Annotated in this window: 22 protein-coding genes; 16 read left to right on the top strand and 6 right to left on the bottom strand. The window is 50.8% G+C overall.

All coding sequences use genetic code 11. The features are described from left to right. A partial coding sequence (locus tag HUU10_10995) for a DUF885 family protein (GenBank protein NUQ82123.1) occupies positions 1 to 330 on the top strand: 330 nt, incomplete at its 5' end. A 280-nt stretch (positions 331 to 610) separates the two neighbouring features. Here HUU10_10995 and HUU10_10990 read toward each other — a convergent pair. After that, positions 611 to 1,309: a methyltransferase domain-containing protein gene (locus HUU10_10990; protein NUQ82122.1), complete on the bottom strand. Its 699-nt coding sequence runs from the start codon at positions 1,307 to 1,309 to the stop codon at positions 611 to 613. Next, positions 1,306 to 2,415 (bottom strand): type III polyketide synthase, encoded by a 1,110-nt coding sequence (locus tag HUU10_10985; protein ID NUQ82121.1) that lies wholly within the window; start codon positions 2,413 to 2,415, stop codon positions 1,306 to 1,308. The genes HUU10_10990 and HUU10_10985 overlap by 4 nt, the downstream gene beginning before the upstream one ends. Positions 2,416 to 2,567: 152 nt before the next feature. Here HUU10_10985 and HUU10_10980 point away from each other — a divergent pair, with 152 nt between their 5' ends. The 3 genes from HUU10_10980 to HUU10_10970 are packed head-to-tail and all read left to right on the top strand — an operon-like array spanning position 2,568 to position 10,557. Then, positions 2,568 to 3,470 (top strand): UbiA family prenyltransferase, encoded by a 903-nt coding sequence (locus HUU10_10980; GenBank protein NUQ82120.1) that lies wholly within the window; start codon positions 2,568 to 2,570, stop codon positions 3,468 to 3,470. Then, positions 3,470 to 6,730: a GHKL domain-containing protein gene (locus HUU10_10975; protein NUQ82119.1), complete on the top strand. Its 3,261-nt coding sequence runs from the start codon at positions 3,470 to 3,472 to the stop codon at positions 6,728 to 6,730. Before HUU10_10980 ends, HUU10_10975 begins: the two co-directional genes overlap by 1 nt. After that, entirely contained in the window at positions 6,727 to 10,557 is a 3,831-nt protein-coding gene (locus HUU10_10970) for a hypothetical protein (GenBank protein ID NUQ82118.1), read from the top strand. Before HUU10_10975 ends, HUU10_10970 begins: the two co-directional genes overlap by 4 nt. Before the next feature lie 446 nt (positions 10,558 to 11,003). Here HUU10_10970 and HUU10_10965 read toward each other — a convergent pair whose 3' ends face one another. After that, entirely contained in the window at positions 11,004 to 11,678 is a 675-nt protein-coding gene (locus tag HUU10_10965; protein NUQ82117.1) for a superoxide dismutase, read from the bottom strand. Between the two features lie 117 nt (positions 11,679 to 11,795). Here HUU10_10965 and HUU10_10960 point away from each other — a divergent pair, with 117 nt between their 5' ends. Beyond that, positions 11,796 to 12,707, top strand: coding sequence for a helix-turn-helix domain-containing protein (locus HUU10_10960; GenBank protein NUQ82116.1), 912 nt, complete (start codon positions 11,796 to 11,798; stop codon positions 12,705 to 12,707). A gap of 1 nt (position 12,708) precedes the next feature. On the opposite strand, the gene HUU10_10955 is transcribed toward HUU10_10960, so the two are convergent. After that, positions 12,709 to 13,122, bottom strand: a complete 414-nt coding sequence (locus HUU10_10955; GenBank protein ID NUQ82115.1) for a DUF2784 family protein — start codon at positions 13,120 to 13,122, stop codon at positions 12,709 to 12,711. Positions 13,123 to 13,269: 147 nt separating this feature from the next. Here HUU10_10955 and HUU10_10950 point away from each other — a divergent pair, with 147 nt between their 5' ends. Continuing rightward, positions 13,270 to 14,253 (top strand): aldo/keto reductase, encoded by a 984-nt coding sequence (locus HUU10_10950; GenBank protein ID NUQ82114.1) that lies wholly within the window; start codon positions 13,270 to 13,272, stop codon positions 14,251 to 14,253. A 25-nt stretch (positions 14,254 to 14,278) separates the two neighbouring features. Here the strand turns inward: HUU10_10950 and HUU10_10945 are convergent, their stop codons facing one another. Further along, entirely contained in the window at positions 14,279 to 14,920 is a 642-nt protein-coding gene (locus tag HUU10_10945; GenBank protein NUQ82113.1) for a DsbA family protein, read from the bottom strand. A gap of 13 nt (positions 14,921 to 14,933) precedes the next feature. Here HUU10_10945 and HUU10_10940 point away from each other — a divergent pair, with 13 nt between their 5' ends. From HUU10_10940 to HUU10_10895, 10 genes are all read left to right on the top strand, one after another. Then, positions 14,934 to 15,140, top strand: coding sequence for a hypothetical protein (locus HUU10_10940; protein NUQ82112.1), 207 nt, complete (start codon positions 14,934 to 14,936; stop codon positions 15,138 to 15,140). A gap of 138 nt (positions 15,141 to 15,278) precedes the next feature. Then, complete coding sequence (locus tag HUU10_10935; protein ID NUQ82111.1) at positions 15,279 to 15,854, top strand: TetR/AcrR family transcriptional regulator; 576 nt, start codon at positions 15,279 to 15,281, stop codon at positions 15,852 to 15,854. Then, entirely contained in the window at positions 15,851 to 16,810 is a 960-nt protein-coding gene (locus HUU10_10930) for an efflux RND transporter periplasmic adaptor subunit (GenBank protein ID NUQ82110.1), read from the top strand. The genes HUU10_10935 and HUU10_10930 overlap by 4 nt, the downstream gene beginning before the upstream one ends. A 2-nt stretch (positions 16,811 to 16,812) precedes the next feature. After that, a complete protein-coding gene (locus HUU10_10925) occupies positions 16,813 to 17,727 on the top strand; it encodes an ABC transporter ATP-binding protein (protein ID NUQ82109.1) in 915 nt (304 codons plus the stop codon). 92 nt (positions 17,728 to 17,819) lie between these two features. Continuing rightward, positions 17,820 to 19,220: a TolC family protein gene (locus tag HUU10_10920; protein ID NUQ82108.1), complete on the top strand. Its 1,401-nt coding sequence runs from the start codon at positions 17,820 to 17,822 to the stop codon at positions 19,218 to 19,220. Beyond that, complete coding sequence (locus HUU10_10915) at positions 19,220 to 20,179, top strand: ABC transporter ATP-binding protein (protein NUQ82107.1); 960 nt, start codon at positions 19,220 to 19,222, stop codon at positions 20,177 to 20,179. The genes HUU10_10920 and HUU10_10915 overlap by 1 nt, the downstream gene beginning before the upstream one ends. Next, positions 20,176 to 21,321: an ABC transporter permease gene (locus HUU10_10910; GenBank protein NUQ82106.1), complete on the top strand. Its 1,146-nt coding sequence runs from the start codon at positions 20,176 to 20,178 to the stop codon at positions 21,319 to 21,321. The genes HUU10_10915 and HUU10_10910 overlap by 4 nt, the downstream gene beginning before the upstream one ends. A 10-nt stretch (positions 21,322 to 21,331) precedes the next feature. Next, complete coding sequence (locus tag HUU10_10905) at positions 21,332 to 22,459, top strand: ABC transporter permease (protein ID NUQ82105.1); 1,128 nt, start codon at positions 21,332 to 21,334, stop codon at positions 22,457 to 22,459. A 389-nt stretch (positions 22,460 to 22,848) separates the two neighbouring features. Beyond that, positions 22,849 to 23,958 carry a beta-lactamase family protein gene (locus HUU10_10900; protein ID NUQ82104.1) on the top strand — a complete coding sequence of 370 codons (1,110 nt, stop codon included), beginning with the start codon at positions 22,849 to 22,851 and terminating at the stop codon, positions 23,956 to 23,958. Positions 23,959 to 24,331: 373 nt separating this feature from the next. Next, positions 24,332 to 25,267, top strand: coding sequence for an NAD-dependent epimerase/dehydratase family protein (locus HUU10_10895; protein ID NUQ82103.1), 936 nt, complete (start codon positions 24,332 to 24,334; stop codon positions 25,265 to 25,267). A 298-nt stretch (positions 25,268 to 25,565) separates the two neighbouring features. On the opposite strand, the gene HUU10_10890 is transcribed toward HUU10_10895, so the two are convergent. After that, the gene (locus HUU10_10890; GenBank protein NUQ82102.1) at positions 25,566 to 26,780 is read right to left on the bottom strand and encodes a PQQ-binding-like beta-propeller repeat protein; all 1,215 of its coding nucleotides are present in this window, start codon (positions 26,778 to 26,780) and stop codon (positions 25,566 to 25,568) included. Between the last annotated feature and the right edge of the window lies 1 nt (position 26,781).

Here is a 26,781-nt window from a genome sequence, read left to right as displayed (position 1 = left end):
CAGCAATTAAAAATGCGTTTACGGCTGATTATCAATGCCATTCTGGACCAGAGTATTCATGCCGGAAACATGACCGAGGCAGAAGCCATGGCCCTGATGATGAATGAAGGCTTTCAGGAAGAAGGCGAAGCGGCCGGCAAGTGGATCCGGGCCTGCCTGTCGTCGTCGCAGCTTTCGACTTATTATGTCGGGAATCTGGAAATCAACGATATCCGCCGCCGGTATGAGACCACATATGGTACCCAGACTTCACTGAAAACCTTTCACGACAAGATTCTTTCGTTCGGATCTCCTGCGCCGAAATATGTGAAGCAACTGATGGGATTGTAGGGGATTTCCCAGTTAAGAGTTACGGGCAAAAGTTAGAAGGAAAAACAGGTAAGTGGTGATGGGTGACCAGAGATTGGTGATGGTAAAAATCCAACAAACCGTGTCATCCCGTGGCTGAAAGTCCGGCATTCACAAAAAAGTCAGGACCTGTGTCTGTTTAAGGAAGTCCTGCCAATAAATGACTTAAAAAACAAGATTCCGGCCTCTCCGGCGGAGAGAGTGAAATTCTGTCTTCTGTCTCCTGACTCCCGGTCCCAAAGCATGTCGAAGGGCCTGACTCCTATTTTTCATAAACCACCTGCCAGCGGAATGCCCATCTCCAGGACAGGCGGGACGAAGCCAGACCGGCCTCTGACAACCGGGTCAGCCATTCATGGCGATGAAAACTCCGAGCCACCGACAGAGGGGCATCATGACGAACCAGTCGTGAACCGTTCAGCAGCCGGGTTAATATCCAGATGGACGCGAATGCGACCTGATGCCGTTGCAGATCGTTGATAACAAATCCACGCCGGGCCTTGTTTTTCATCAGCAGCAACAACTCTTTCAGACTGGAATCATCCAGATGATGGCAAAACAGCGAATTGATAAGAATGTCGGTATCAGCCGGAATTGCTTCCCGGAAATCGGCACAGATCCATTCAATATTATATGATTGAGACGCCCGTTGCGCATACCGGATACAGGCTGGATTCAGATCGATTCCAACCAGTCTGACCGGAATCTGATGCTTCCCTGCCCAGTGACTGATGGCCCGCAGCGTGTCTCCTCCCCCGCATCCCAGATCGGTGATGGTCCAGGTCCGGGAACGGTCGCCGCCAATCAGCCCTTTCAATCCGGAAATGGTAATGGCATGACCGCCCAGCAACCGGTTGATCCACTCCAGTTCCTTCAGATTATCAATCAGTTCCCCTTCCGGAATTCCGGGATCATCCAGTAATTCGGGTTCATCCACCCGCTGTTTCAGACTTCGTATCATGAAATGGTTTTAAAAACGGCCGATTCAAGCGTCAGACCGGGACCGAATCCGGCCGAAAAGACCGTTTCCTGCCGGTCAAAATTCAGCGTGGAATCCCACAGGTCTTTCAGAACAAACAGAACTGTCGGAGAACTCATGTTTCCAAACTGGCGCAAAACCCGGAAAGAGGAGGCGAGCTTTTCCGGATTTAACCCGAGGGCAGATGCGGTGGATTCCAGAATTTTGCGGCCACCGGGGTGAATGGCCCAATGGTGAATCTCGCTGGTCGTCAGTCCGGCCGCCTGAAACACCCGGTCGGTCAGCGGTCCGATTCCATGTTTGACCAGATCGGGAATGTACGAGCTGAGGGTCATGAGAAATCCCGTATCGCCGATGGCCCAGGCCATGTCGGACCGGCCGTGAAGCGCCAGTTCGGACCAGAAGCCGGCAATGGTAAGACCGGGGAGTCCCAGCCGACGTGCCTTTTGATCGCTCATGATCAGGGCAGAAGCCGATCCGTCGGCAAACAGCGAATTGGCAAGCAGATGATCGGGTTCGTTCAGTTTCTGAAAATGGAGGGTGCACAATTCGACGGCATCAACCAGCACCACGGCTTCCTGATCGGCCCTGCAAAAAGCATCGGCCAGTTTCAGAGCGTGAAAGGCGGCATAACATCCCATGAAGTTAACCGATGTGCGAATCGTTGACCCGGGCAGATCGAGTCCGGTAACCAGATCGATATCGAGTCCGGGAGCAGCCAGGCCGGTACAGGTCACCGAAATCACATGAGTCGGTTGCAGCGATACCCGGACTCTTTCAAGAGCCTGCCGGGCTGAAGCCAGGGCCAGTTCTCTGGCCGGTGGATGAAAAAGCGCCATTCGGGCTGAAACCCCGGGGAATGGCTCCAGATCAGCCGTTTCGGGAAACAGGACCCGATCGCCGGGTTCGCAGCCATAATCGGGAATGGCCGAATACCGGGTATCGATGGCACTCCGTTCATACAGAATCCGCAGCCGGTCGGCATCTCTTCCCATCAGGTGTAATTGCGAGACCATCCAGTCTGCAACCTGGGATTGTTTAAGCTGATAATCAGGCACGGCCGTGCCAATAGAAACGATCTGACTCATGAGGTACTAAACATTGAGTCACCCGACTTTGGTTCAATCCAGCCGGAATGATATGTGGCAAACCCCACATTTTTACCAGAGAACCCCCCGGCACCCTTCGCGTTTTTGCCATTTACTTCTGGGATTCCTCATATTTATCCGAAAAAGAAATCATGACGGTCCACCCCAATTCCCTTTCCAGATGGATATCTGCCTTCAGGCTGATGCGGATTCCCTTCTCGGTTTATCTCATGCCCGTCTTCTGGATGGCCCTCAGCCTGACCGATGGTGCGGTCCCCCTTCATGCCGTAGTGGTTTTTGCCATCATTCATTTACTGGTTTACCCGGCCAGCAACGGATATAATTCCTGGCATGACCGTGATGAAGGCAGCATTGGCGGCCTGAAAACCCCACCCCGGGTCACCAAAGAACTGTTCTGGCTGGTGCTTCTGTTCGATGGACTGGGTTTGATTCTTTCCTGGCTGATATCGCCCTTGTTCTTTGCCGGAATTCTGGTTTACACACTTGTATCCAAAGCCTACTCCCAACCCACCATCCGTCTGAAAAAGTACCCCATCCTCTCAGCCGGTGTGGTTTCGGTTTTTCAGGGTTTCTGGATGTTTCTGACCATTCAGGTCGGATTGGGGTATTCCACCGATCAGTTATCCGCTCCTGTAAATGTGGGATTTGCACTCATTTCCACCCTGTTTTTACTGGGTTCTTACCCGCTCACCCAGGTGTATCAGCATGCCGAAGATTCCAGGCGGGGTGACAAGACGCTCAGCCTTCTTCTCGGAATCAACGGCACCTTTTTCTTCGCCAGACTGGTGCTGGGGTTGGCAGGATTGGCCCTGACTGTCATGCTGATCCTGTTCACCGGTCCGTGGAATGCCATGGTATTTATCATTGGAATGATTCCGGTTCTTGCATACTTCGAATTGTGGTTTTACCGCGTCAGGAAAGATCCGGCAGAAGCTGATTTTGAAAACACCATGTGGATGAACCGCTGGTCATCGGTCAGTTTGTCCCTCGTCTTTATAATTCACCTGATCATCCGGTCCGGTTGGTTGTTCTGATGCGGCTGATCGTCCTTCTTCCTCTGTTTGCACTATCAGAGGTCTGGTCTCAGACCCCGGTGTTCAACCGGATTTCCATGGAGGAAGGACTTTCTCAGAGTTCGGTTTTTTCAATGGTTCAGGATTCGACCGGTTTTCTCTGGATCGGTACACAGGATGGCCTGAACCGGTATGACGGGCATGAGTTTACGGTTTTCCGGCCGGTGAACGGAGACTCACTCTCTCTGGCGGATGAATGGGTAACCAGCTTGCTGACCGACCGGAAGGACCGGCTCTGGGTTGGTACCCATCAGCGCGGATTGCAACGGTACCACCATGCAACCGGAACCTTTCATACTGTGCTGCCGGATATCAGAATCTGGACACTGGCTACCGGAGGCGATGGCGTGTTATGGGCGGGAACCGAGTCGGGACTCTACCGTATCGATACTGACAGCGGCACCATCCGGCTGTTCACCTCCGAAACCCATCCCTTTCTGCCTGCCAATTCGGTACTCGCACTTCTCTGGCATGAAAAAACCCGTCAACTGGTCATTGGAACAGCCAGTGGCCTTAGTCTGTACCGCCCGTCCGATGGTACTTTTTCCGTGATCGGAACCGGACCCGGCGGCCTGTCGAATTCCCTGATTCTTTCGCTGTATGACGACCATGACGCGGAAACTCTGTGGATTGGTACCACCAACGGGTTAAATGCCTACCGGTGGAAAGAGGCCTCCATCCGGACCTGGCTGGTTTTCAAGGAATCGGTTTCATCTCCATCGCGATATTCCTCACTTAACCGGTTTGGAGATGGCACCATCCGCAGCATTCTGAAAGACCCGGAAGGCTGGTTGTGGCTGGGTACCGACAACGGATTGAAATTGCTTCATCCTCAAACCGGACGGATCCGGGAAATCCGGCATGATCCGGGATCGGATCAATCTCTTTCAAATGATCTGGTCCGGTCCTTGCTTGCCGATCGTTCCGGTAATCTGTGGGTGGGAACGGCGGCGGGCGGTTTGAGTCGTACCGATCTGAAGAAAAAACCTTTTAACCTTGTTCAGGGAAAATCGGCAGGCGGTTCCGGACTTTCTGACAACAACATCCGCAGTATGCTTCGTGATTCGAAGAACCGGCTTTGGGTTGGCACCCTGGGGGGCGGACTGAATTTGCTGGAACCGGAATCTGACCGGTTCCGCACTTACCCGGTTGGTCCCGCCTCCATCGGACATCACAACATCTGGGCACTGACCGAGGATCGTCAGGGGTATATCTGGGTGGGAACCAGCCGGGGTGCCAACCGCCTGAGTCCCGATGGAAAACCAGCCGGCTTCTGGCTCGACGATAAAAAAAATCAGCAGATTCTGGTTGATCCGATTGTCAGGGCTATTCTGGAAGACCGTCAGAACAGATTATGGATTGGAACCGATCACGGGGTCACACTGCTCGACCAGAATCGCCGGCTGATCAGACATTTCGAACCAGACGACGATTCCGGATTGCTGGATGGTACTGTTTTCTCTCTTGCAGAAGGACCGGATGGCAGCATCTGGGTGGCCACACCTGCCGGACTGCACCGATATTCCGATGCAGCCGGACGGTTCAGATCATGGGTTCATAATCCCGGCGACACACTTTCCCTTTCCAATTCAACCATCCGGTCGGTCTATGTGGACAGACAGGGCGTTTTATGGGCCGGCTCTAACAACGGACTGAACCGGATGAATCCGGACAGCAGCACCTTCACCCGCTATACCACCCGTGAAGGATTGATAAATACTTACATTTACGCCGTGGCAGGCGATGCAAAAAACCGGATTTGGATGAGTACCAATCTGGGTCTGATCCGGCTGGATCCGGTTTCGGGCTCCATCCGCCACTTTTCCACTCAGCACGGACTTCAGGCCATGGAGTTTAATACAAATTCGGTGTTTGAATCACCGGATGGCGAGTTGTTCTTCGGCGGAATTAACGGATTCAACCGATTCTATCCCGATTCGGTCACCGACTTCACCTATGACGCACCAGTGGTCATCAGCCGCATTCATGTTCTCGACCGGGTGGTTCCTGCCTCGGGCGAAGCTTCTTTCCTTCCAGGTTTCGAGGTGAACTACGATGAAAACGTGATCACGGTTAGGGCATCTGCTTTGGATTTCACCCGGCCGGCCTCTAACCGGATTTACTTTTTCCTGGAAGGGTTTTCCCGTGAATGGATGCAGGCGGGCGCCGGCGGAGTGATCACCTTCACCAATCTGGACCCGGGAACTTTCACTCTCAGGATTCGGGGGACCAATCATGACGGAAAAATCAGCCGGTTCGAAAAGGAACTGTCCATCGTGGTTCATCCGCCTTTCTGGATGACCCTTTGGTTCCGTCTTCTGCTGATTGCCGTGATCGGAGGACTGGCAGGGTTGATTGTGTGGATCCGGTTTCGCCGAATCAGTCTTCAGAAAATCATGCTCGAAGACCAGGTCAGAGTCAGAACCCGTGAGTTGGAATCAACGCTTTCCGATCTGAAGGAGGCTCAGGTCCGGTTGGTTGAATCGGAAAAACTGGCCTCGGTGGGTCAACTGACGGCCGGGCTGGCTCATGAGATGAACAACCCCATCAATTTTATCACGTCAGGCGCTGTGATCATCCGTCGGAATCTGGAGGAAATCGAGTCGATGCTGACTGCCAGGGTCCCGGAGAAATTACCCGAGGACGTTCACGATGTTTTTACCGAATCGCGACAGGTGCTCGATGGAATTGAAAGCGGGGCGAAACGAACGGCGGCCATTGTTGCTGACCTGCGTAAATTCACCCGGTTGGATGAATCGGTCCTGAAAACCGATTACGTTCATTCGGGATTGAGTATGGCCATTTCGTTGCTTCAGCACCGTTTAACACCCGACATCCGGATCGACACCCATTTTGACAAAACCCTGCCGGCCGTTGAACTGAACCATCAGGAAATGAATCAGGTGTTTCTCGCCGTTCTGATCAATGCCATCGAAGCAGTTGAACCCACCGGCGGATCCATTACCATTTCGACCCGACTCGATCAGAACCGGATTGTCATCAGTATCTCCGATACCGGTCCCGGCATTCCGGAACCTGTTCTGCCACGGGTTTTTGATCCGTTTTTCACGACCAAACCGGTGGGAAGGCACCAGGGCATGGGACTGACTCTTGCTTTGGCCATGGTGAAACGCCATCAGGGGTCACTCACTCTCCGGAATCATCCTGATGTCGGAATTCAGGCCGATATCACCATTCCTCTGCACGGATCTCCCCAATGAGTTTTCTGCATCTTTTACCCGGTGTCCTCGCGGCACTTCTGATCAGTCAGTTGCTTTATGCCCATGAACCCGATCCTCCCGGATCTCCGGCCATCAGGGTCGTCCCTCCATCAGAGTACCAGGCTCACAATCAGAATTGGTCCATTTCGGCCAGTCCGGATGGATTGGTGGCTGCCGGAAACAATTCCGGCTTGTTGATTTTCAACGGAAACTCCTGGTCTCTTATCCCCATGCCGTCCCAGAAGGTGGTGCGGTCGGTGGCGGTTTTGCAGGATGGTATTTTCTTTGCCGGTCTGAAGGGTGATTTTGGAATTGTAGACCTTCGAAACAGCCAGGCACCCTCTTTTTCAAGTCTCACCAGCCATCTTCCTGCTGGTTTTCCAGCCTTCTCAAATATCTGGGAAACCTGGGTGACCGGCGAGGGCGTTTTTTTTCTGGCCGATCATCATTTGTTCCGCTGGTCCGATTCCGCATTGACCGTCATTAAATCGGATCGGGGTTTTCTGACCAGCCGGGCGATCGGAAAGGACTTTTACATTCAGGTTAAGGACAGCGGCTTGTTTCGTTACCAAAACGGCCGTTTGCAATCGGGAAGTGATCTTCCCTCCTTACCAGGCGAACTTCAGTTTGTTCTTTTACGGCGCGGGGACGGATCGTGGGTCACCGGCGACCGGCAGACCGGACTGGTTTTCAGAAATGGCTCCGGAGTCATTCCCTTTCCCGAACCGGTCCGGACCTGGAGCCTGACCGGAAATCTGTATTGTGGTATCCAACTGCCCGACGGACGGTTTGTTTTTGGTTCATCCAAATCCGGGTTGGTCATCACCGGGTCGGATGGGACCCTCCTTCACCACTTTGATCAGTCTAACGGATTACCCGACCCGGCCGTGCGGGCAGTGACCTGGTCACCGGATGGCAGATTGTGGGTGGCCACGAACAATGGTCTGGCGGCCATCGATCTCGGAAACGGGGTCATCAGTCTGAGCGGAAAAGACGGATTGAACGGAACGGTCAACGATGTGGTCAGAGGAAAAACCGATTGGTGGGCCGCCACCAGTCAGGGTGTGTATCGCATCGACATAAAACCTCGGTTGTCCCGGGGAGAACCGAAAGCGAAACTGGTTCCCGGTCTCGATGTTCAGGCCTGGTCCGTCATCGAAAGTCATGCAGGGATTCTGGCAGGAAATTACACTGGTGTCTGGCTGGTTTCGGGCCAAACTCCTGAAAGGATTCTGAAGGGAACCACCTACACCTTGTTCCGGCTAAAAACCGACCGTCAGATTCTTGTGGCCGGGCAGGAAGATCAGGTGGTGTTTTTAAGAGATGTTCCCGGATATCCGGTCATTCAAACCCTCAAAACACCTGGTGAAATTTTGCAGCTCGATCAGGACCGGAAAGGTGACCTCTGGGCTGGAACCAACAATTCCATGGCTTTGCGGTTCAATAAAACGGGAACCGGCCTGTGGTCCTTTTCGGTCATCGATACCTCAGCCGGTCACCCCACCGGATGGTCCACCCCCTTCTCTGCCGGCGGCCGCATTGTCTTCGGAACCCGGCAGGGATTGCTCTCACCCGGACCTGATCATCTTCGCCTGATTACCGACCCTGTTCTCGAAACGGGGTTCAAGCGAACGGCCTCTGATGTCTTTCGTCTGGTTTCACTGGGAGACTCGGTCTATTATGCCCGGTCAGGAAGTAAATTGTACCGGTACCGGCTTGCCGACAAAACCTGGAAACAGGATGCAGCCGGCGGCATTCCCCAATTTCAGGTGTATTGGCTCGATGCAGACAAAGACCACCTCTATGTGGGAGGAACAGCCGGCTTGTTCAGCATTAAACGCATTCCTGATGCAGGACGACCACTGTTAAACCGTGCTGTCATCAGCCGGATTGAATTCGGTCAGGACTCGGTCTTTTTCAGCGGACCCGCCTGGTACACTCTCCCCGACCAAACCGAACCGGTCATTCCCGACCGTCTGCTGGGAATCCGGTTCTCCTTTTCAGGAACCTCACAAATCAGTGACCAGCCCTCCGTTTACCGCACCCGGCTGAGTGGATTTGATGAAAACTGGTCTGCATGGACCTCGGAAAACCGGAAAGAATTCACCAACCTTTCGCCGGGCCGATATACTTTCAGTCTGGTGGCCAGGAATGGTGCAGGGCTTGTGTCTGATACCGTTTCATTTTCATTCCGGGTGGCCACCCCATGGTATCTGACGTGGTGGGCCCTTGCGCTGATCTTCCTGCTGGCCTCGTCCCTCGTCTATGGTCTGCTCATGATGATCCTCCGGTCCTTCAAAGCAAGAAACCGTCAGCTTGAAGCCATGGTGGCGATCAGAACCACCGAACTGAAGGAGAGAAATGAGGAACTCGAGCGGCTGAACGGCATCATCCGCGCCATTAATTCGGAATGGCGGTTCGATGATCTGATCCAGACCATTCTCGACCACTTATCTGCCATTCCCGGTGTGGAAAAATCTTCAGTTCTGGTCTTTAATCCACATACCAATCTGTTCGAATTCAGAGCAGCCCACGGATGGGATCTGGAGGATCTGCGGACTGTGACGCTTACCGAAAGCGAAGCCTGGTCTCGTTATGTTTCCACAGGAACCGAAGTGTTTCAGGATATTTTCAGTTTCACCTCGGTGACCGAATTACCAGTCAATGAAAAATTCAGGGGACTGGAATTACCAAAATCGCTGGTGGTTCTGCGTATTCCCGCCTCTCAGTACACGGCCGCTTATATCATTCTCGATAACATGAGCCAGGCGGAAGCGTTCCTCGAACGGGATCTTTCCATGCTCCGCAATCTGAAATCGAATATTCAGTATGCTTTTGCAAAAGCCAGCATGCTCGAGGAAAAATCCCTCCTGCTCTCAGAATCACAACGGAAAAACAATCAGATCCTCGAGCAGAGCCGCGAAATCAGAAAACAAAAGGACCATCTGGAAGAAGTCAATCAACAATTGAACCAGACCCTTTCCGAAATGTCGGCCATGCAGATGCAACTGATCCAATCGGAAAAGATGGCTTCACTGGGAACATTGGTGGCTGGAATCGCACATGAAATTAATAACCCGGTCAATTACATCAATGCCAGCATCCATCCGCTGAAAGATGACATTTCAGAACTGAAGTCGGTTATCAGGCAGATCAGGGAACTGCTGGCTGCTTCGGGTGGCAACGGTGAATCCGATCTGCTGGAACGGCTGAAAACCGTGGCCGGGCAAGCCGACCTGCAGGATATCTGCGACGAGATTGATACCCTTCTCCGAGGCGTTGAAACCGGCTCGAAACGCACAGCCGACATTGTGCGCAGCCTGCGGAGTTTTTCGCGGCGTGACTCCGGCGGATTTAAACCGGCTGATATTCATGAAGGATTGGAAGCCACCCTGATGCTGTGCCGGTCAGAAGCCCGTGACAAAATCGTCATGGAACGCCGATACAGTCCGCTGCCCGAGGTACCTTGTCATGCTGGTCAAATCAATCAGGTCTTCATGAACATTGTGGTGAATGCCATGGATGCCATGTTACCGGCGGGAGGAACCCTTACCATTACCACCGGACTCGATGGCGATCAGGTTTTTATAGACTTCACTGATACCGGTACCGGCATTCCTGAACCGGTGATGAAACACATTTTCGACCCGTTTTTTACAACAAAACCGGTGGGAAAAGGAACAGGACTCGGCCTTGCCATCAGTTACGGAATCATTCAGGCCCACCACGGTACCATTACCGTTACCAGTGAGGAAGGCAAAGGTACCACCTTCCGGATTCTGCTGCCTCTGGAACAACCCGAAGCGAAGCAGGTGACTGGCGGGTGAGGAACGGTGACTGGTGAGTGGTGATTCGTGAATAGAGAAAAACCCGGACATTGCCCTTCAGGTACCTCAGGGACCGATCGAAATGAGAGGGTTTTTCAAGTTAAAAGTTACGGGTTAAAAGTTAAAAGAAAATTCAAGAGATCAATGATCAGTCAGTGGTGGTTGGAAAAACCACACACAATGCGTCATCCCGACACTGAAAGTCAGGCGAAGACAGAAAAACCGGGATCTCTTAATTCTAGGCAGAGCGCGTTAACTTCATGATAAAAACGAGATTCCGGCCACTCCGTCCGGGCCGGAATGACAGCTGGGTTTTTCAGGTTGAAATTCAATAGACCCTCAACCCTTCCCTCTCCGGCCGAGAGGGAGAAATTCTGTATTCTGTATTCCGTATTCTGTATTCCGTATTCCGTATTCTGAATTCTGAATTCTGTCTCCTGAATTTTTTACTTTTTCTCCCGTGCTGCTTCGTACCGCCGCGACACTTCTTTCCAGTTAATCACCGACCAGATCGCCTGCAGATAATCACCTCGTTTATTCTGATATTTCAGGTAGTAAGCGTGTTCCCACACATCAATCCCGAGAATCGGAATGCCCCGGAAGGGAGAAATATCCATAAGCGGATTGTCCTGATTGGGTGTGGAACCCACTGCCAGTTTTCCATCTGAGGTGACCACCAGCCAGGCCCATCCCGATCCGAACCGGGTGGAAGCCGCTTTGTTCAGCAGCGTTTTCAGACTATCCAGCGATCCGAATTGAGACAAAATGGCTTTTTCCAGATCGGCGGATGGACGGGTATCCTTTTCCGGGGTAAGAATGCTCCAGAACAGGTCGTGGTTGTAATGACCGCCCCCATTATTCCGGATGGCTTCGCTCTGGGTGGACATCCGGCTCATCAGATCGGTGAGCGACCATTTTTCGGCTTCTTTTCCCGCCAGCGCGGCGTTCAGATTCCGGACGTAACCGGCATGATGCCGGCTGTAATGGATTTCCATGGTCTGGGCATCGATGAACGGCTCCAGTGCGTTGTAAGCGTATGGAAGTGGAGCCATGGTGTACGGACCCTGCGCACTAACCGCGGAAAATCCCAAAAAAATAATACTGAAAAACAAACCTTTCATAACTGCATCTCCTGATTATTGTCCCTATAACATTTCACCGGGCTGTTGGGTTCAACAGCCAGTCTCTTTTCTGCCGGGTTTGCATAATCCTTTAAAACTTGCCACATTTCTGCCGGTATGTCAACCAAATCCATCCGGAACTACGATTCCATTTCTGCCTTCTTTCAATCAGTGGGACTTCCCATCGACCAGTTTCTGGAGTTCACCATTCATCCGCTGGAAGGTCTGCATGGATCGGTCCCCTTCCGTTCACCCGATTTCCGAACGAATTACCATGCCTTTCTTCTGATTCAATCGGGATCAAGTGAGTACACCATTGACGGATTCCGGTATCAATTGGGTCCGGGCTCCTTCTATTTCACTACGCCGGGCCACGTAAAATCGTTTTCGATTTTTGAGGAACTCTCGGGTTTCATGATCACCTTTTCGGACTCATTCCTGAAGGCCAACTACCCGGGTGAAACGGAAGCCGATTTCCCGTTCCTGTATGAAGACACCATTCCGGTTATGAAGGTGGATGAACCAACCGTCGCCCGCCTGGCCAGTCAGATGACCCAGATCCGTCAGGAATATCTGGCTGCTTCCCCGCTGAAAGAACGCCTGCTCGGAATGCATCTGGCCGCCCTGCTGCTGCAAACCCGGGAACTTCTGATCACCAGCACCGTTGATCGCCGGATCCGGAACCGTCCTGCGGAAATTACCCGTAATTTCAAACTGGCCATGAACCGGCATTTCCGCTCTGTTTTTGAAGGAAAGACCAGACAAATCTGGCAAATCCGGGATTATGCATCGGTTCTGAACATCCATCCCAATCACCTGAGTAACACCATCCGGCAGGAAACCGGCAAAACCGTTGGTAACTGGATTGATGGTAAATTAACGGATGAAGCCATCCGGCTGCTCAGAACAACGGCCCTCCCCATCTCAGAAATTGCCTGGAAACTCGCGTTTACCGATGCGTCGAACTTTACCCGCTTTTTCCGCCGGCAGACAGGAAAAAGTCCGGGGGAACTGAGAGCAGGAAAGTAAGCTATTCCGGTCGCCGGAGTTGTTTCCGTTTACGGATCAGGAAAAACTGGATGCACGCACCAATGAGTGCGCCAAGAGTCAGCATCGGAATACCATCAATTAACCACGATGGTAAAAAAGGCAGATATTGCTCCAGAAAGGTCATTTTATAGTCGGTGGCCATCCCGGACGAAAGACGCAGGTCTTTTTCCCACTGAGTCAGAACGCAACCACCTGTAAACACAAGAGAAATCAGCTGACTGGCGGCGGCAGTTATAAACGACCAGGCAAACCAGTCTGATGATTGAAATTTTGAGAACCGGCCGGTAAAAACAGCAACACCACCTGCCACGGTAATCCCAACCAGGATCGCATGAAAAACAACCAGACAATCAGCAAGCAAAATCGGATTCAGAGATGACCTCCTGGTTGTCACAACGGGTTTCCGGTTAACGGAGTTCCGTCCGGAAAATTCAACCAATAGACCAATTCTTAGAAACTGACCAGTATTACTTGAAAACCTACCTGTTACCTGTTTCCGGTTTGCTGGACCTTTGTTTCATCAAACAATCAGGAGCATCAGATGAAGAAAATTGGAAATCAGGGTCTGCAAACCGCCGACCTCGGACTCGGTTGCATGGGGATGTCGGACTTTTATGGCAGCAAATCCACACGGAATGACGCCGAAAGCATCCGGACCATTCAGGCCGCATTGGACAAGGGCATTACGTTCCTAAATACCAGCGATTTTTATGGATCGGGACACAATGAACTGCTTATCCGCGAAGCCCTCCGCGGCCGGTCGGACCGGCCAGCAATCAGTGTTAAAACGGGAATTCTCCGCACGCCAACCGGCGGATTCGCTGGTCTGGATACCCGACCTCAGGCACTTAAAAATTTTGCCGCACAGACCCTGTCAAAACTGGGGACCGATGTGATTGATCTGTATCAGCCGGGACGTCTGGATCCGTCTGTTCCGGTGGAGGACACCGTCGGGGCCATTGCCGATCTGATCCGTGAGGGTAAAGTGAAGTATCTCGGGCTTTCCGAGGTCAATTCAGAACAGCTGCGCCGGGCACACACCGTTCATCCGGTCACGGCTGTGGAAGTGGAGTATTCCCTTGCAACGCGGGTTCTTGAAAGGGACCTGTTGAAAACGGCGCGCGAATTGGGAGTGGGTATTGTGGCGTACGGCGTCCTTTCCCGGGGTTTGCTTTCCGGATCGTTGTCGGGATCCTTCGACCCGACCGATTTCCGGGCGCATTCACCGCGGTTTTCCGGTGAAAACTTTTCGGTAAATCAGCAGAAGATGTCTGTCCTGGAACACATGGCCAAAGACAAGGGATGCACGCCTGCTCAGTTGGCCATTGCCTGGGTATTGCATCAGGGATCGGATATTCTTCCTCTGATCGGAACCACCAGCACGGCACGTCTCAATGAAAATCTGGCTGCTCAATCCATCCGATTAACCAGTGAGGAATTGAACAAATTATCTGATGCCTACCCGGAAGGCACTTTTGCCGGTGAACGGTATGCTGCTCAGCAAATGGGGCTCGTTTTAAGATAAATACCAATACCGGGGCTGATTCCGATCAGCTCCGGTTCTGATTCTGCAGCCAGGTTTCCACCCGCTCCTTCAGTTCTGCGTAGGGAACGTAACCCCTCGCCGCCAGATGTCCTGTATTCCCGTTGACCAAAACCACCGTGGGGAATCCGCTGACACCGATCTGTTGGGTAAACTGCACATCCTGACTGAACGCAAACCGGACCGGATCGGACTTCCAGTCGGCCAGCCATTGATCCCAATCGAGACCATTGGCAAGAACCACTGGTTGGTAAGATTCAGCCACATTCAGATCGGCACCGTCCTGGAACAACCGATCCTGAACCGTTTCCATGAACGTGAATTCCTGACCGGGTTTCTGACTGGCCATGGCAAGCACGGCCAGACTCGGTGGGGTCGAATCAGTAATCAGGGTCCCGATTTCAATCACCTGGTGCTTGTACGACTCGCCCATGGTCACGCCTGTCATTTCCTCCAGACGCGGAATGGCCGTCCTCAGATAATCCGACATCCGCCCCACCGGACCGACGCGATCACCCGTGATCATTCCGCCCAGAATTAGTTTAAATTCGAGCCGATCCTGAAAGTCCCTGCGGATCTGGTTCATCACCGGCTTGAAGCCATAACACCATCCGCAGTGCGGATCCATGAAGTAGTAGAGTGTGTGCATGAGTCACTAAACAATGATCTGGCTGGAAAAGTTTGGATCAGGGGCTTTAAGGGAGGGTGCAAAATATGTACGCGAAGACGCCAAGGCGCTAAGTTTATTGATTTTAAAACAAGAAAACCTTTGCGTTCTTCTGTATTTACCCTTTGCGCTCTCTGCGGTGAAGGAATTTTACCGCAGAGGGAGCAGAGAAAAGCAGAGTCCTCAGAGATTTTTGTATTGAAAACCAAAAAACCTCTGCGCTCTCCTTGTATTTCACTTTGCGCCCTTCGCGTTAAAAGTATTGCAAAGGAAACTCTTGACACTGAAATAGTTTCCTGCTACCTTTGTCAAAGAAACTAATAACACCGGAATCGTTTCCATGATTACAATTGTCGAAAAAGCCATGGAAAAGTTCATGGCGCATGGTTTCAGTCGGGTGACCACCGATGAAATCAGCCAGGAACTGGGCATCAGTAAGAAAACCCTTTACAAGTATTACGAAACCAAGGACAAACTGGTCGATGCCGTTCTTGACTACGTCATGTCGAATCTGGCCTCCATATTCGACGCAGTCATGGCACGTCCCGACCTGAATCCCGTCGAGAAAATGGAAGCTTTCTTCGAAATCATTTCAACCTATGTCTGGCGGGTATCGCCAGCCATGATGCAGGATCTTCAGCGGAATCGCCCCGATCTGTTTCAACGGATCCTGGCTTTCCGGGAGCATAACATCCGCAGCCGGCTCACCACTTTGCTGAAGGAGGGTCAGGCACAAGGTCTGATCCGTCAGGAAATTGACGCCACCCTGGCCATCGATGCGTTTCTGGCTGTGGTTAATACCATCATGGTACCGGCTTATCTGATCAACTCCCCCCATTCACCCAAAACGGCCTTCACCCAGCTTCATGATCTATTTCTATTTGGAATTTTAAGGAAAACGGAGACTCATCCATGAAACGATTCTGCTTACTCGCTGCCCTGTTTCCTCTCGCCATCGCCTGTGACAATGGCGACACCATTGAAGTGACCGGTACGCTGGAAGGAAACGATCAGATCGTCAGTTCACAAGTGGCCGGCCTGGTCAAATCTGTTCTGAAATCCGAAGGTGATTCAATCCGGGCTGGTGAGGTGATTCTTCAGATCGATACCACAGACTACTACCTGAATGTCCTTCAGGCTCATGCAGTTTACCGACAGGCAAGGGCCGCACTCGACCTGATTCAGAATGGAGCCCGTCGCGAAGACATCCGGGTGGCTGCAGAAGCAAAGGAAGCGGCCCGTGCTAACCTGACCGCCGCACAACGCGACCATGACCGCCTTGCCGGACTTCTGAAAACCCAATCCGCCTCACAGAAACAAGCCGATGACGCGTCGACCCGGCTCGAGGTGGCCAAAGCAACCTTTCAGCAGGCCGAAGAAAGCTGGAATAAACTGGTTCGGGGCGCCCGCCGTGAGGACATCGACATGGCCCAGGCCAGGGCCGATCAGGCTGAAGCCCAATGGATGCTTGCCCGGAAAAAACTGTCTGATTGCAGAATCAGAGCCATGCAATCCGGCCTCGTCAGCACGGTGTCTGTCGATCCCGGCGAACTGGTTCAACCAGGATCTCAGGTGGCCCTGGTCACCAGCAACCAGATTCTGACCATGAGCGTCTATCTGAGAGAACCCGATCTGGGACTCGTTCAGCTGGGTGATTCAGTGACCATCAGAGTGGATTCCTTTGAGGACCGGGCTTTTACCGGCATTATCCGCTACCTGTCCCCAACGGCCGAATTCACACCGAAAAATATTCAATCGCGCGATGACCGCGTGAAGCTGGTGTTCGAAGCACGCCTCGATGTTCCGAATTACAATGGTGCTCTAAAAGCAGGCATGCCTGGCGACGCCTTTATCAACCGCAAATCGGAATAACCGTGTCGGCCTTAACCATCACACCCTGTTCACATCGGTTCGGTGCAGTCCAGGCCCTTGACCGGGTGGCTTTGTCGGTAAAACCCGGTGAACTTTTTGGGCTGATCGGACCCGATGGCGCCGGAAAAACCACTCTGATCCGCAGCATTCTGGGTCTTTTGAATCCGGATGAAGGAACGTTCACGGTGCTTGGAGAAGACCGGGTGAAAAATCCGCTGGTGATCAAGGATCAGGTGGGTTATTTAAGCCAGCAGTTTTCTTTGTATGAAGACATGACGGTGAACGAAAACATCGATTTTTTTGCTGCGATTCACGGTGTAACCGATCATGAATCACGCAAACGGGAATTACTGGCATTCACACGGATGTCTGAATTTGGTAACCGGCTGGCCGGTCAGCTCTCGGGTGGAATGAAGCAGAAACTGGCCCTTGCCTGTACATTGATTCACCACCCCAGCCTGATCATCCTCGATGAACCGACCACTGGAGTCGATCCCATTTCCCGGCGCGATTTCTGGAAAATTCTCTCCGACCTGATCCGCCAGGGGCTGACCATTCTGGTCGCAACCCCGTACATGGATGAAGCAGAACGTTGTCACCGGGTCGCGCTCATGAATCAGGGTTCACTGCTTGCTGTTGCCTCTCCCGAAATGCTGCGTCGTCAGCTGAACCGGAAACTGCTTGAAATGATCCCCAACGATCCGCGCCGGCTGCAATCGGTGTTACAGACTTATTTTTCAGAGTATGAATCCCATTTACTGGGCGAACGGGTTCAGTTGCTGCTCCCAACGGATGAGGATCCCCTTCCCCTCATCAGCCGTGTTGAAAGTCACCAGATTACCATTTCTCACTGGCGAGAAACCGAACCAACCATGGAAACCATTTTTATTCATCAATTGGCGGAGAAGAAAGGATGAAAAGGAAGAATTCAGAATTCAGAATTCAGAAGTCAGAAGGTATAGTACGGAATAAAATTACCAAGTCGGATTCCCTGAAGTTATTTAACCCGGTGGCTGAGGTGGTTGTTTACCCCGATACAATCGGGGAAGCTACCGGGAACCCGGTGGCTGAGCGGAGTCGAAGCCACCAGAAAATACATCAGACCCGTGGATTCTCTTTCCCCGGAATTTTAGCAGCACTTCTGCTCTTTTCAGCCATTCCCGGGCACTCCCAATCCACGCTTTCCCTGCCCGAAGCCATTGAAAAAGCACGGGCCGCTCATGAGCAAATCCGCATAGAACAACTCAAAGCCGAATCGGCAGCCCTGACGTCTGATCAGGCCTTCAATAATCGCTTACCTTCCCTGAAAGCATCCGGCCGGTTCACCCGTCAGTCCGAAGTGGATCCTTTCGCGATTTCACTCACCCTTCCGCCGCCGGTCGGAACCATAAACCGGGTGGTATCCGAATCCATTGAAGATGCAGCCGCTTTCCGTTTAACGTTGACCCAACCCCTTTTCACCGGCTTCAAACTGACCGCCGCCGAACAGGCAGCTGAATGGCAGGCCAAAGCAGCCGGCATGGACGTTAAAACCCGTCAGCAGGAACTGTCCCTTCAGGTTACCCGTGCCTACGGACAGGTTCTCCTCGCAGAAAAACAGGTGGAATTGACCAGTCAACTTGTCAATTTATTGACTAAACGACTCTCCGATGCAGAATCCATGGCCGCCCAGGGACTCCTGACCGAAACCGAAGTACTCGCCATCCGCGTTAAAAAAACGGAAACGGAAGCCGAGGCCATCTATGCGGCTGATCGGTTACAGGTTGCCCGGCTTGGTCTGGGTCAATGGCTTGGAAGTTCAACAGCTTTCACCGGAACACTGGCACCCATGGAAATACCGGTCCTTTCACCCCAGCCTTCCGAAAGACCTGAACTTTCTGGATTGACCTTCCGGAAATCGGCCATTTCAGAGCAAATAAAAGTGGCCCGGTCCGATTGGTTTCCCACCATTGCTTTACAGGCCAACTATGATCTGGCCAATCCGAACCCGCGGTATTTCCCGGTTGAGCAGGCATGGAAATCCACCTGGGATGTCTCTCTGGTCCTTTCCTATGAAATCTGGACATGGAATACCCGGTTTCTGCAAACTCAGCAGGCCGATCTGGCCAGAAATCAGATGGATCTCCAGGAATCACTACTGAGGAAGTCCATCACACTGGAACAACAGGCAGCCGATGCAGCACTGGCGCGTTCGGAAAAACTGGTGGCTGTGATGCAATTGCTCTCAGAACAGACCCGGAAACGTGCAGAACAGGTTGCCAATCAGTTTCGCGCCGGACTGATTCCGGTTGCCGATCTGCTCGATGCCGATGTACAGGCCACACAAGCCGCACTTCAGGCCGAGGCTGCCCGGATAAACTGGATGACCGACCGGTTGGTTCAGGCAAAAGCCTGGGGACGGTTGCTCTGATGAATGCACCGGTTTCCATATCCGTCGACCACCTCAGCCGGCATTTCGGCACCTTCAAGGCTGTGGATGATGTCAGCTTCACGGTAAAAAAGGGTGAAATTTTCGGCTTCCTCGGACCGAATGGTTCAGGAAAGTCCACCACCATCCGGATGTTGTGTGGCTTGCTGAATCCGTCCGGAGGAAATGGGACTGTGGCCGGTCTGGACATCCGGAACCAAGCAGAGCGGATTAAAACACGGATCGGTTACATGAGCCAGCGGTTCAGTCTGTATCAGGACCTCACCGTTCAGCAAAACATGGAATTCTGGTCCACGTTATACAAAGTGCCGTCCGAGGTCCGGCAAACCAGAATCCGTCACTTTCTCGATCTGGTGCAACTGACCGGATACGAAAACCGCATGGTGGCCGGGTTGCCGGGTGGAATCAGACAGCGGCTCGCACTGGCTGCCTCCATGGTCCATGAACCCGATGTGATTTTTCTGGATGAACCGACCGGTGGAGTCGATCCGGTTTCGCGCCGCAATTTCTGGTCGATTATCGATCAGGTGTCTGCTGCAGGAACCACCGTATTTGTCACCACGCATTTTCTCGATGAAGCCGAATATTGCCACACGATTGGTCTGATTTACAATGCACGGCTGATTGCACTCGGTTCTCCGCAGGAACTGAAAACCCGTGAAATGAAATCCGTTTCCCTCGAACTGCTCACCGATCAGCCACTGGAGGCTATGACTGTGATTAACTCGCTTCCAGTCGTCAGTGAAACCTCGGTATTCGGGCTTCATCTCCACATTATGCTCAAGGAGGGTGAACGGTTCACCGACAGGATCAGAGGTGACATTACCACCACCCTGACCGGGTCTGGAATCGTGGTTAAATCCCTCGAGGTCATCGTTCCCAGCCTGGAAGATGTGTTTATCCACCTGATTGAATCGAGCAGGAAGGAGTTACCGGCATGAAAACACCCTCGCGGGCACGTCACCGGATCGCGGCCATGGTTCGGAAGGAATTTATTCAGATCAGCCGGGATAAACGAAGTCTGGGTATCCTCATTTTCCTGCCCGTCTTTATGCTGATCATGTTTGGATATGCCCTCACTTTTGACGTATCTGAATCACCCTTGTCGGTATTGGATGAGGATAAAACCCCTGCCTCCCGTGCATTGATTGAGGCGTTGTACCAGACCGACTTTTTCGGTCCCGGTCCGCAGGTGAATAACACTCACGAAGCCGAATGGTTACTCGACAGCCGCAAGGCAACCAGTGTCATCATCATTCCCTCTGGCTATTCGGCTGATTTACTGGCCAAACGTCGGGCGCCTGTTCAGATTTTAATTGACGGATCAAATGCCAATGAAGCCACACTGATCAAAACCTACATTGAACAGATAGTCGGATCGGTGAATCAGGAGATTCGTCAGGATTTTCTGAACAGCCGGGGTATGCACCTCGATCTTCCTCTCGATATCAGGGCACGCATCTGGTACAACCCCGAATTAAAAAGTTCGGTCTATCTGGTGCCCGGATTGGTGGTATATATTCTTATGATCACGGCAGTAATCTCAACAGCCGTTTCGGTGGTAAGGGAACGGGAACGCCGGACCCTGGAACAACTGATGATTTCACCTCTTCGGCCCATTGAACTGATTATCGGAAAAACCCTTCCCTATCTGCTTATTTCCATTGTGGCCGCTTATGCCATTCTCACTTTTGGCTACATTCTCTTTGGTGCAACGGTCAAGGGCAGCCACATCGAATTGTTTTTTGTACTGATTCTGTTTCTCATTGGCGGATTGGCTCTCGGTCTGGTGGTTTCTACTGTGGCGCCCAATCAGCAGGTGGCCTTTCTGGCGGCAACATTCATATCGGTGCTTCCCACTTTGCTTCTGTCTGGCTTTATGTTCCCACTTGAATCCATGCACCCGGTGCTTCAGGGAATATCCATGATTTTCCCGGCCCGTTACTTTCTTGAAAGTCTCCGCTTCATTGTCATCAAGGGAGCAGATATATCGGCTTACTGGCACGATGTACTGGCACTCTTCATTTTTTTGCTTGTCATGGTCAACGTGGCCAGAATTAAACTGAATTCGATTTTCCGCTAAGAGGCACACCATGCAAACTGTTCTGGCCATGATCCGAAAAGAATTTCTGCAACTCAGGCAGGATAAAAAATTGCTGGCATTGTCATTGGTGGCTCCCATTTTTCAGGTAGTCCTGCTCTCTTACGCTGCCCGGATTGATGTGAAAGACATCCGGTTAGCCATCATCGATCCGAACCCAACAGTTCATTCACGTGAAATCCGCGAAAAATTCGAAGCAAGCGGGTTGTTTACCGTGGTGGAAACCGCAACCACCGACCGCGATGTCAATCATTGGCTCGATGCAGGGAAAATCCGGATGGCGCTGATTTTACCCGCCGACTTTTCGAAACACCGGTTGGGAGGAAACACGGCAACCGTTCAGCTACTCGTCGATGGGGCCGATGGAAATACCGCAGGCATTGCAGTGGGATATGCAGCCGGACTGCTCAGCAGCATCAGTCAATCCATTCTGTCAGAACGGATTGACCGATCCGGTCTCAGGATGGAAATTGGTCAGGTTCAGGCTGAAACCCGGGTCTGGTACAACCCCGAACTCGAAACCATGAATTTTATGGTTCCGGGTGTGCTCAGTATGGTGTTGCTTATTGTAACCACCCTGACCACGGCACTTTCCATTGTAAAGGAAAAGGAAAATGGAAATCTCGAACAATTAATCGTAACCCCCATCCGGTCCTGGGAAATTATGCTGGGAAAAATGATTCCCTATTCCATCACCGCCACCATTGTGGTTCTCGTGATTCTGGGACTCAATTCGGTGTTAATGGAAGCACCCTTCCGGGGAAGCTTTCTGGTCATGATGCTTCTGGTCTATGTGTATCTCATCACCACGCTTGGACTTGGATTGCTCATATCCACCGTATCGAATAACCAGCAACAGGCTGCCCTTACAGCCGTCTTTATTTTAATTCCACCCATGGTTTTTTTCAGCGGATTTATTTTCCCGGTAGAAAACATGCCAACGGTGATTCAGTGGATATCCACCGTCATCCCCATGAAATATTTCCTGGTGATTATCCGCGGTATATTCCTGAAAGGCGTCGGACTGGAAACCCTGTGGCCCGAGTTCCTGGCGCTGTTTGTTTTCTCGGTGATCATTTTTTCCATCGCCGTCTTCCGGTTCAGAAAAACTCTGGATTAAAAATGTGGACGAGGGGCAAATTCACTTCAACACAAAGTCCGCCACGGTGACAAAAAATGAACACAACGAAATTATTTTTTTTGTCCTTTCCGGTGAAAGTAATTTTCTTTGCGGCTTCGCGACTTTGCGTCCATTTTAAAAACCTTTGCGCACTTTGCGTTAACCGTATTTATCCGCAGAGTTCGCTATGAAAAGCAGAGACTGCAGAGATTCTTGTATTGAAAACTTAAAACACTTTGCGACTTCGCGACTTTGCGTTCATATCAAAAAAGGTTTCATCGGGAAATTTTCATCCTTCATCGGGTGATTTCTACGTTTGAATCCGGATAGTTGCCAAGTCTGATGGCGTTTACCGACTTTTGACCCTGTCGAACGCATAAGGACTTCCCATGCGAACTCTTTCCTCTGTAACGCTGATTTCAATTCTGTTAATAATGACCGGAACAAAGGCCTTTTCTCAGGAAAATGAGCACCTTCAGGAAATTCTGACCGATTATCTCGATTCACCCGAGGTGCCCGGACTATCCTTTGCTATCATTCAGAATGGTCAGTCCTGGGCAGGAGCGGCAGGTAACCTGAAGACAGATACCCCTGTTTTTATGGCAAGTGCCACCAAACTGATAATCACCGCACTCGTCCTTCAATTGAAGGCAGAAGAAAAACTGTCGCTCGAGGATCCGGTTACCAAATACCTGCCAGCAGATGTTACCTCCCGATTACATGTGATCGATGGAATCGACTATTCCAGCTCTGTTACCATTCGGCACCTGCTTTCACACACATCCGGGTTACCCGATTATTTTGAGGATGAACAAGCGGATGGATCTTCCCTTCAGGACGACCTGTTCAACGGAAACGACCAGTCATGGACCTTTACCGACTGCATTCAATGGTCGAAAGAAATGGAACCTCAGTTTATTCCGGGAAAAAAAGGAAAAGCCCATTATTCAGATACCAATTTTCAGCTGCTGGGCCGCATTCTGGAAAACCTGACCGGAATGCCTCTGGAGAACCTGATCATTGAACGGATTGCTCATCCTCTTCAGTTGAAATCGACCTGGCTATACAAAGATCCAACAGACCAACGGCCTGCCGCCATTTATCACAATGGGAAACCACTATCCATCCCAAAGGCCATGGTGTCTTTTGGCCCCGATGGCGGACTGGTTTCCACACCATCCGACTTTGTGCGTTTTCTTAAGGCTTTTTTCACGGGAGACTTGTTTCCCATAGAATATCTGACTGAATTGCAACAGTGGAATTCCATATTCTTCCCGATGCAATCAGGGCTGGGAATTCAACGGATTCATTACCCGTGGTTCATGGATCCGTTTGGACTGTCACCCGACCTGATCGGATATGTCGGACTGTCGGGGGTGGTCGCCGTATACAATCCGGAAAATCAGATTTTTATCGTTGGTACATCGAATCAGGTCACATCTCCTTCTGTTTCATTCCGGTTGGTGAATGAGTTACTGAATGCAGTTAAAGCAAAATAAACGGATATAAACGCAACGACATAAAGAATTCACAAAGTCCGCATCGGTTCCATTATTGAAAACCAAAATATCTTTGCGCTCTTCTGTATTTATCCTCGGCGCTCTCCGCGGTGAAAGCATTTAACCGCAGAGAAAGCAGAGAATAGCAGAGACTGCAGAGATTCTTGTATTGAACACCAAAAGACTTTTTGCGTTCTTTGGTACGAAACCTTCGCGCTCTTTGCGTTAACCGTATATAACAGCAGAGTTCGCTAAGAAAGGCATTTACCGCAGAGATTCTTGTATTGTAAACTTAAAATACGTTGCGGCTTCGCGTCTTTGCGTCCATATTAAAAAAACCTTTTCAATGAACAACTATCATTCAGGAGAATACATGCACACCGTATTAGGTTCGGGCGGATCAATTGGCCGGGAACTAGCCCGGGAACTGGCCGCCATCACCACTCAGATCCGGTTGGTCAGCCGCAATCCGAAAGCCATCAATCCCACCGATCAGCTATATGCCGCCGATCTGACTGACTTTTCAACCATTGATGGAGCCGTTGCCGGATCTTCCGTTGTCTATGTCACGGTGGGTTTTGACTACAACACAGCCGTCTGGAAAAAAACCTGGCCCCCATTTATGAAGGCTGTGGTCGACGCATGTAAAAAGCATTCCGCAAAACTGGTCTTTTTCGACAACATGTATTGCTACGATCCGTCCGATGTCCCTTCCATGACCGAATCCAGCCGGATCAATCCATCCAGTGAAAAAGGAAAAGTAAGGGCAGAGGTGGTCAGACTGATTCTGGATGAAGTGAAAGCAGGTACGCTAACAGCTCTTATTGCCCGTGCCCCCGATTTCTACGGACCTGCCATCGCCAACAGTGCACTGTTCGAAACGGTTTTTAAACCATTAAAGGCAGGAAAAGCAGCCATGTGGTTTTCCTCAGCCGACAAAATTCACCAATACATTTATACCCCCGATGCAGCCAGGGCAGTTGCCATTCTGGCGCAGCAAAATGACACATGGAATCAGACCTGGCATTTGCCAACCGATCAGGTGGAATGGACAGGCCGGCAATGGACTCAGGCCATTGCAATCGAACTGAACGTGAAGCCGAAATTAACAGTTCTTCCGAAAATGATGGTCCGGTTAATCGGATTGTTTGTACCGTTTCTGCGTGAAATGCCCGAAATGATGTATCAGAATGCGCAGGATTACCGGTTCAAAGATGACAAGTTCCGTAAACGCTTCCCTGATTTTCGGGTGACTACAGCTTCAGAGGGAATCCGGATGGTAGTGAGTTTCCAGAAAGCGGGTGAATAACCAAAGAAAAGATTTGGAGGCTCAGTCGCGAAGCTGCAAAGTTTTTTATCCATGGCGCCTTCGCGTTAAATGCATTTAAACGCAATGACACAACGAATTCGCATAGACCGGTGAGGTTCAGGCATCGAAAAACCAAAAAACCTTTGCATTCATGGTTATGAACACTTTGCGCCCTTAGCGGTAAAAGGATTTAAACGCAAAGTCGCCAGGAAGGAACGCCAAGACGCAGCGTTTTAAAATTGAAAAACTTTGCGCCCTTGGTTATGAACACTTTGCGTCCTTCGCGTTAAAATGTATTTTACCGGACGATTTTAAATACGTAGAAACTCCCGACCCCGAAGGCAGCCACGTACCCGTTCTTCACATCCTGCGAGAGGATGGAATCATCGGGGATATCGAATTCCTCGACCACCTCGCCGGTGGTGATGTCGATGATGTACCATTCATACTGGCCATAGGTATGCGGCTTAAACACATACCGGTTGCCATCGTAACTGGATGGATCAATCATGCCATCATATTCCGACAACCGCTTCCAATAGAGTTGCTTGCCGGTTTCCATATCCAGACAGAACCAGCTATCCCTGCCGCCGGTGACGAAGACAAGGCCTTTTTCTTCATCTGGGAATACACTGATGGCTCCGGGAAAATCTCGTCGGTAGTTTGTTATAGGCAACTCATACTTCCAAACTAATTCACCAGTCTCAAGGTCGAATTTAATCGTTGTACCATCATAAAAGACATTATACCCTGTTTTATCTTTCAGGACTGGAACAGAAAATGTATTCTGATATGTTTGCAAATAGAATCCATATCCATTCGTATTTACGAACCAGCGTGGTTTTGCTTTAATTGAATATTCCAATAACCCTGAATTATTATTGTATCTTGTTACGGTTCCGAATTCCATTAAAGGTTCATTATTAGCGTTTCTAACTTCTTTAATAGTTCCAATAAATATTCCGCCTTGATTGGAAATGATTGATTGAACGCCCCCTGAATCGGAAATAATAGAACGGATTGTGTTTCCAGTTATTAAATCATATTGAATAAATGTCTTTGGAGTAGTCACGAATGGATGCCGGTAACCATAATCCTCATCAATCCAACTCATTCCCCCATAATCCCGTTGTATACCTGAATCAGGGGCCATCCAAATAAACTCACCTGTAAATTTATTTAGGGAAACGGTTGAGAATAGATCATTTATTACAATTAAATTGGAGTTAAATGAGAAATTGGAGCCATGATAGTCTCTTCCTCCACCAACTATTTTATAACTCCAGATCAGTTTTCCTGTTGAAAGTTCCCTGCATTCGATATTTGGACCATTCGGAAAGTAGGCATAGTTACCATCAATGGATGGCAATTCAAAACCTTGTGATCCCTCAAGTTTATTTAGCTTGATTGACCAGATTTTCTTTATGACAGATGAGGAGCCCCCCCCATTATTTTCACATGAAAAATGAAGTAAGGCAAATAACAAAAAATATAAGATATTCAACCACTTCATA

The organism is Bacteroidota bacterium (assembly GCA_013360915.1).
Classification (GTDB): domain Bacteria; phylum Bacteroidota; class JABWAT01; order JABWAT01; family JABWAT01; genus JABWAT01.
This window is presented reverse-complemented; position numbering and strand designations above follow the sequence as displayed.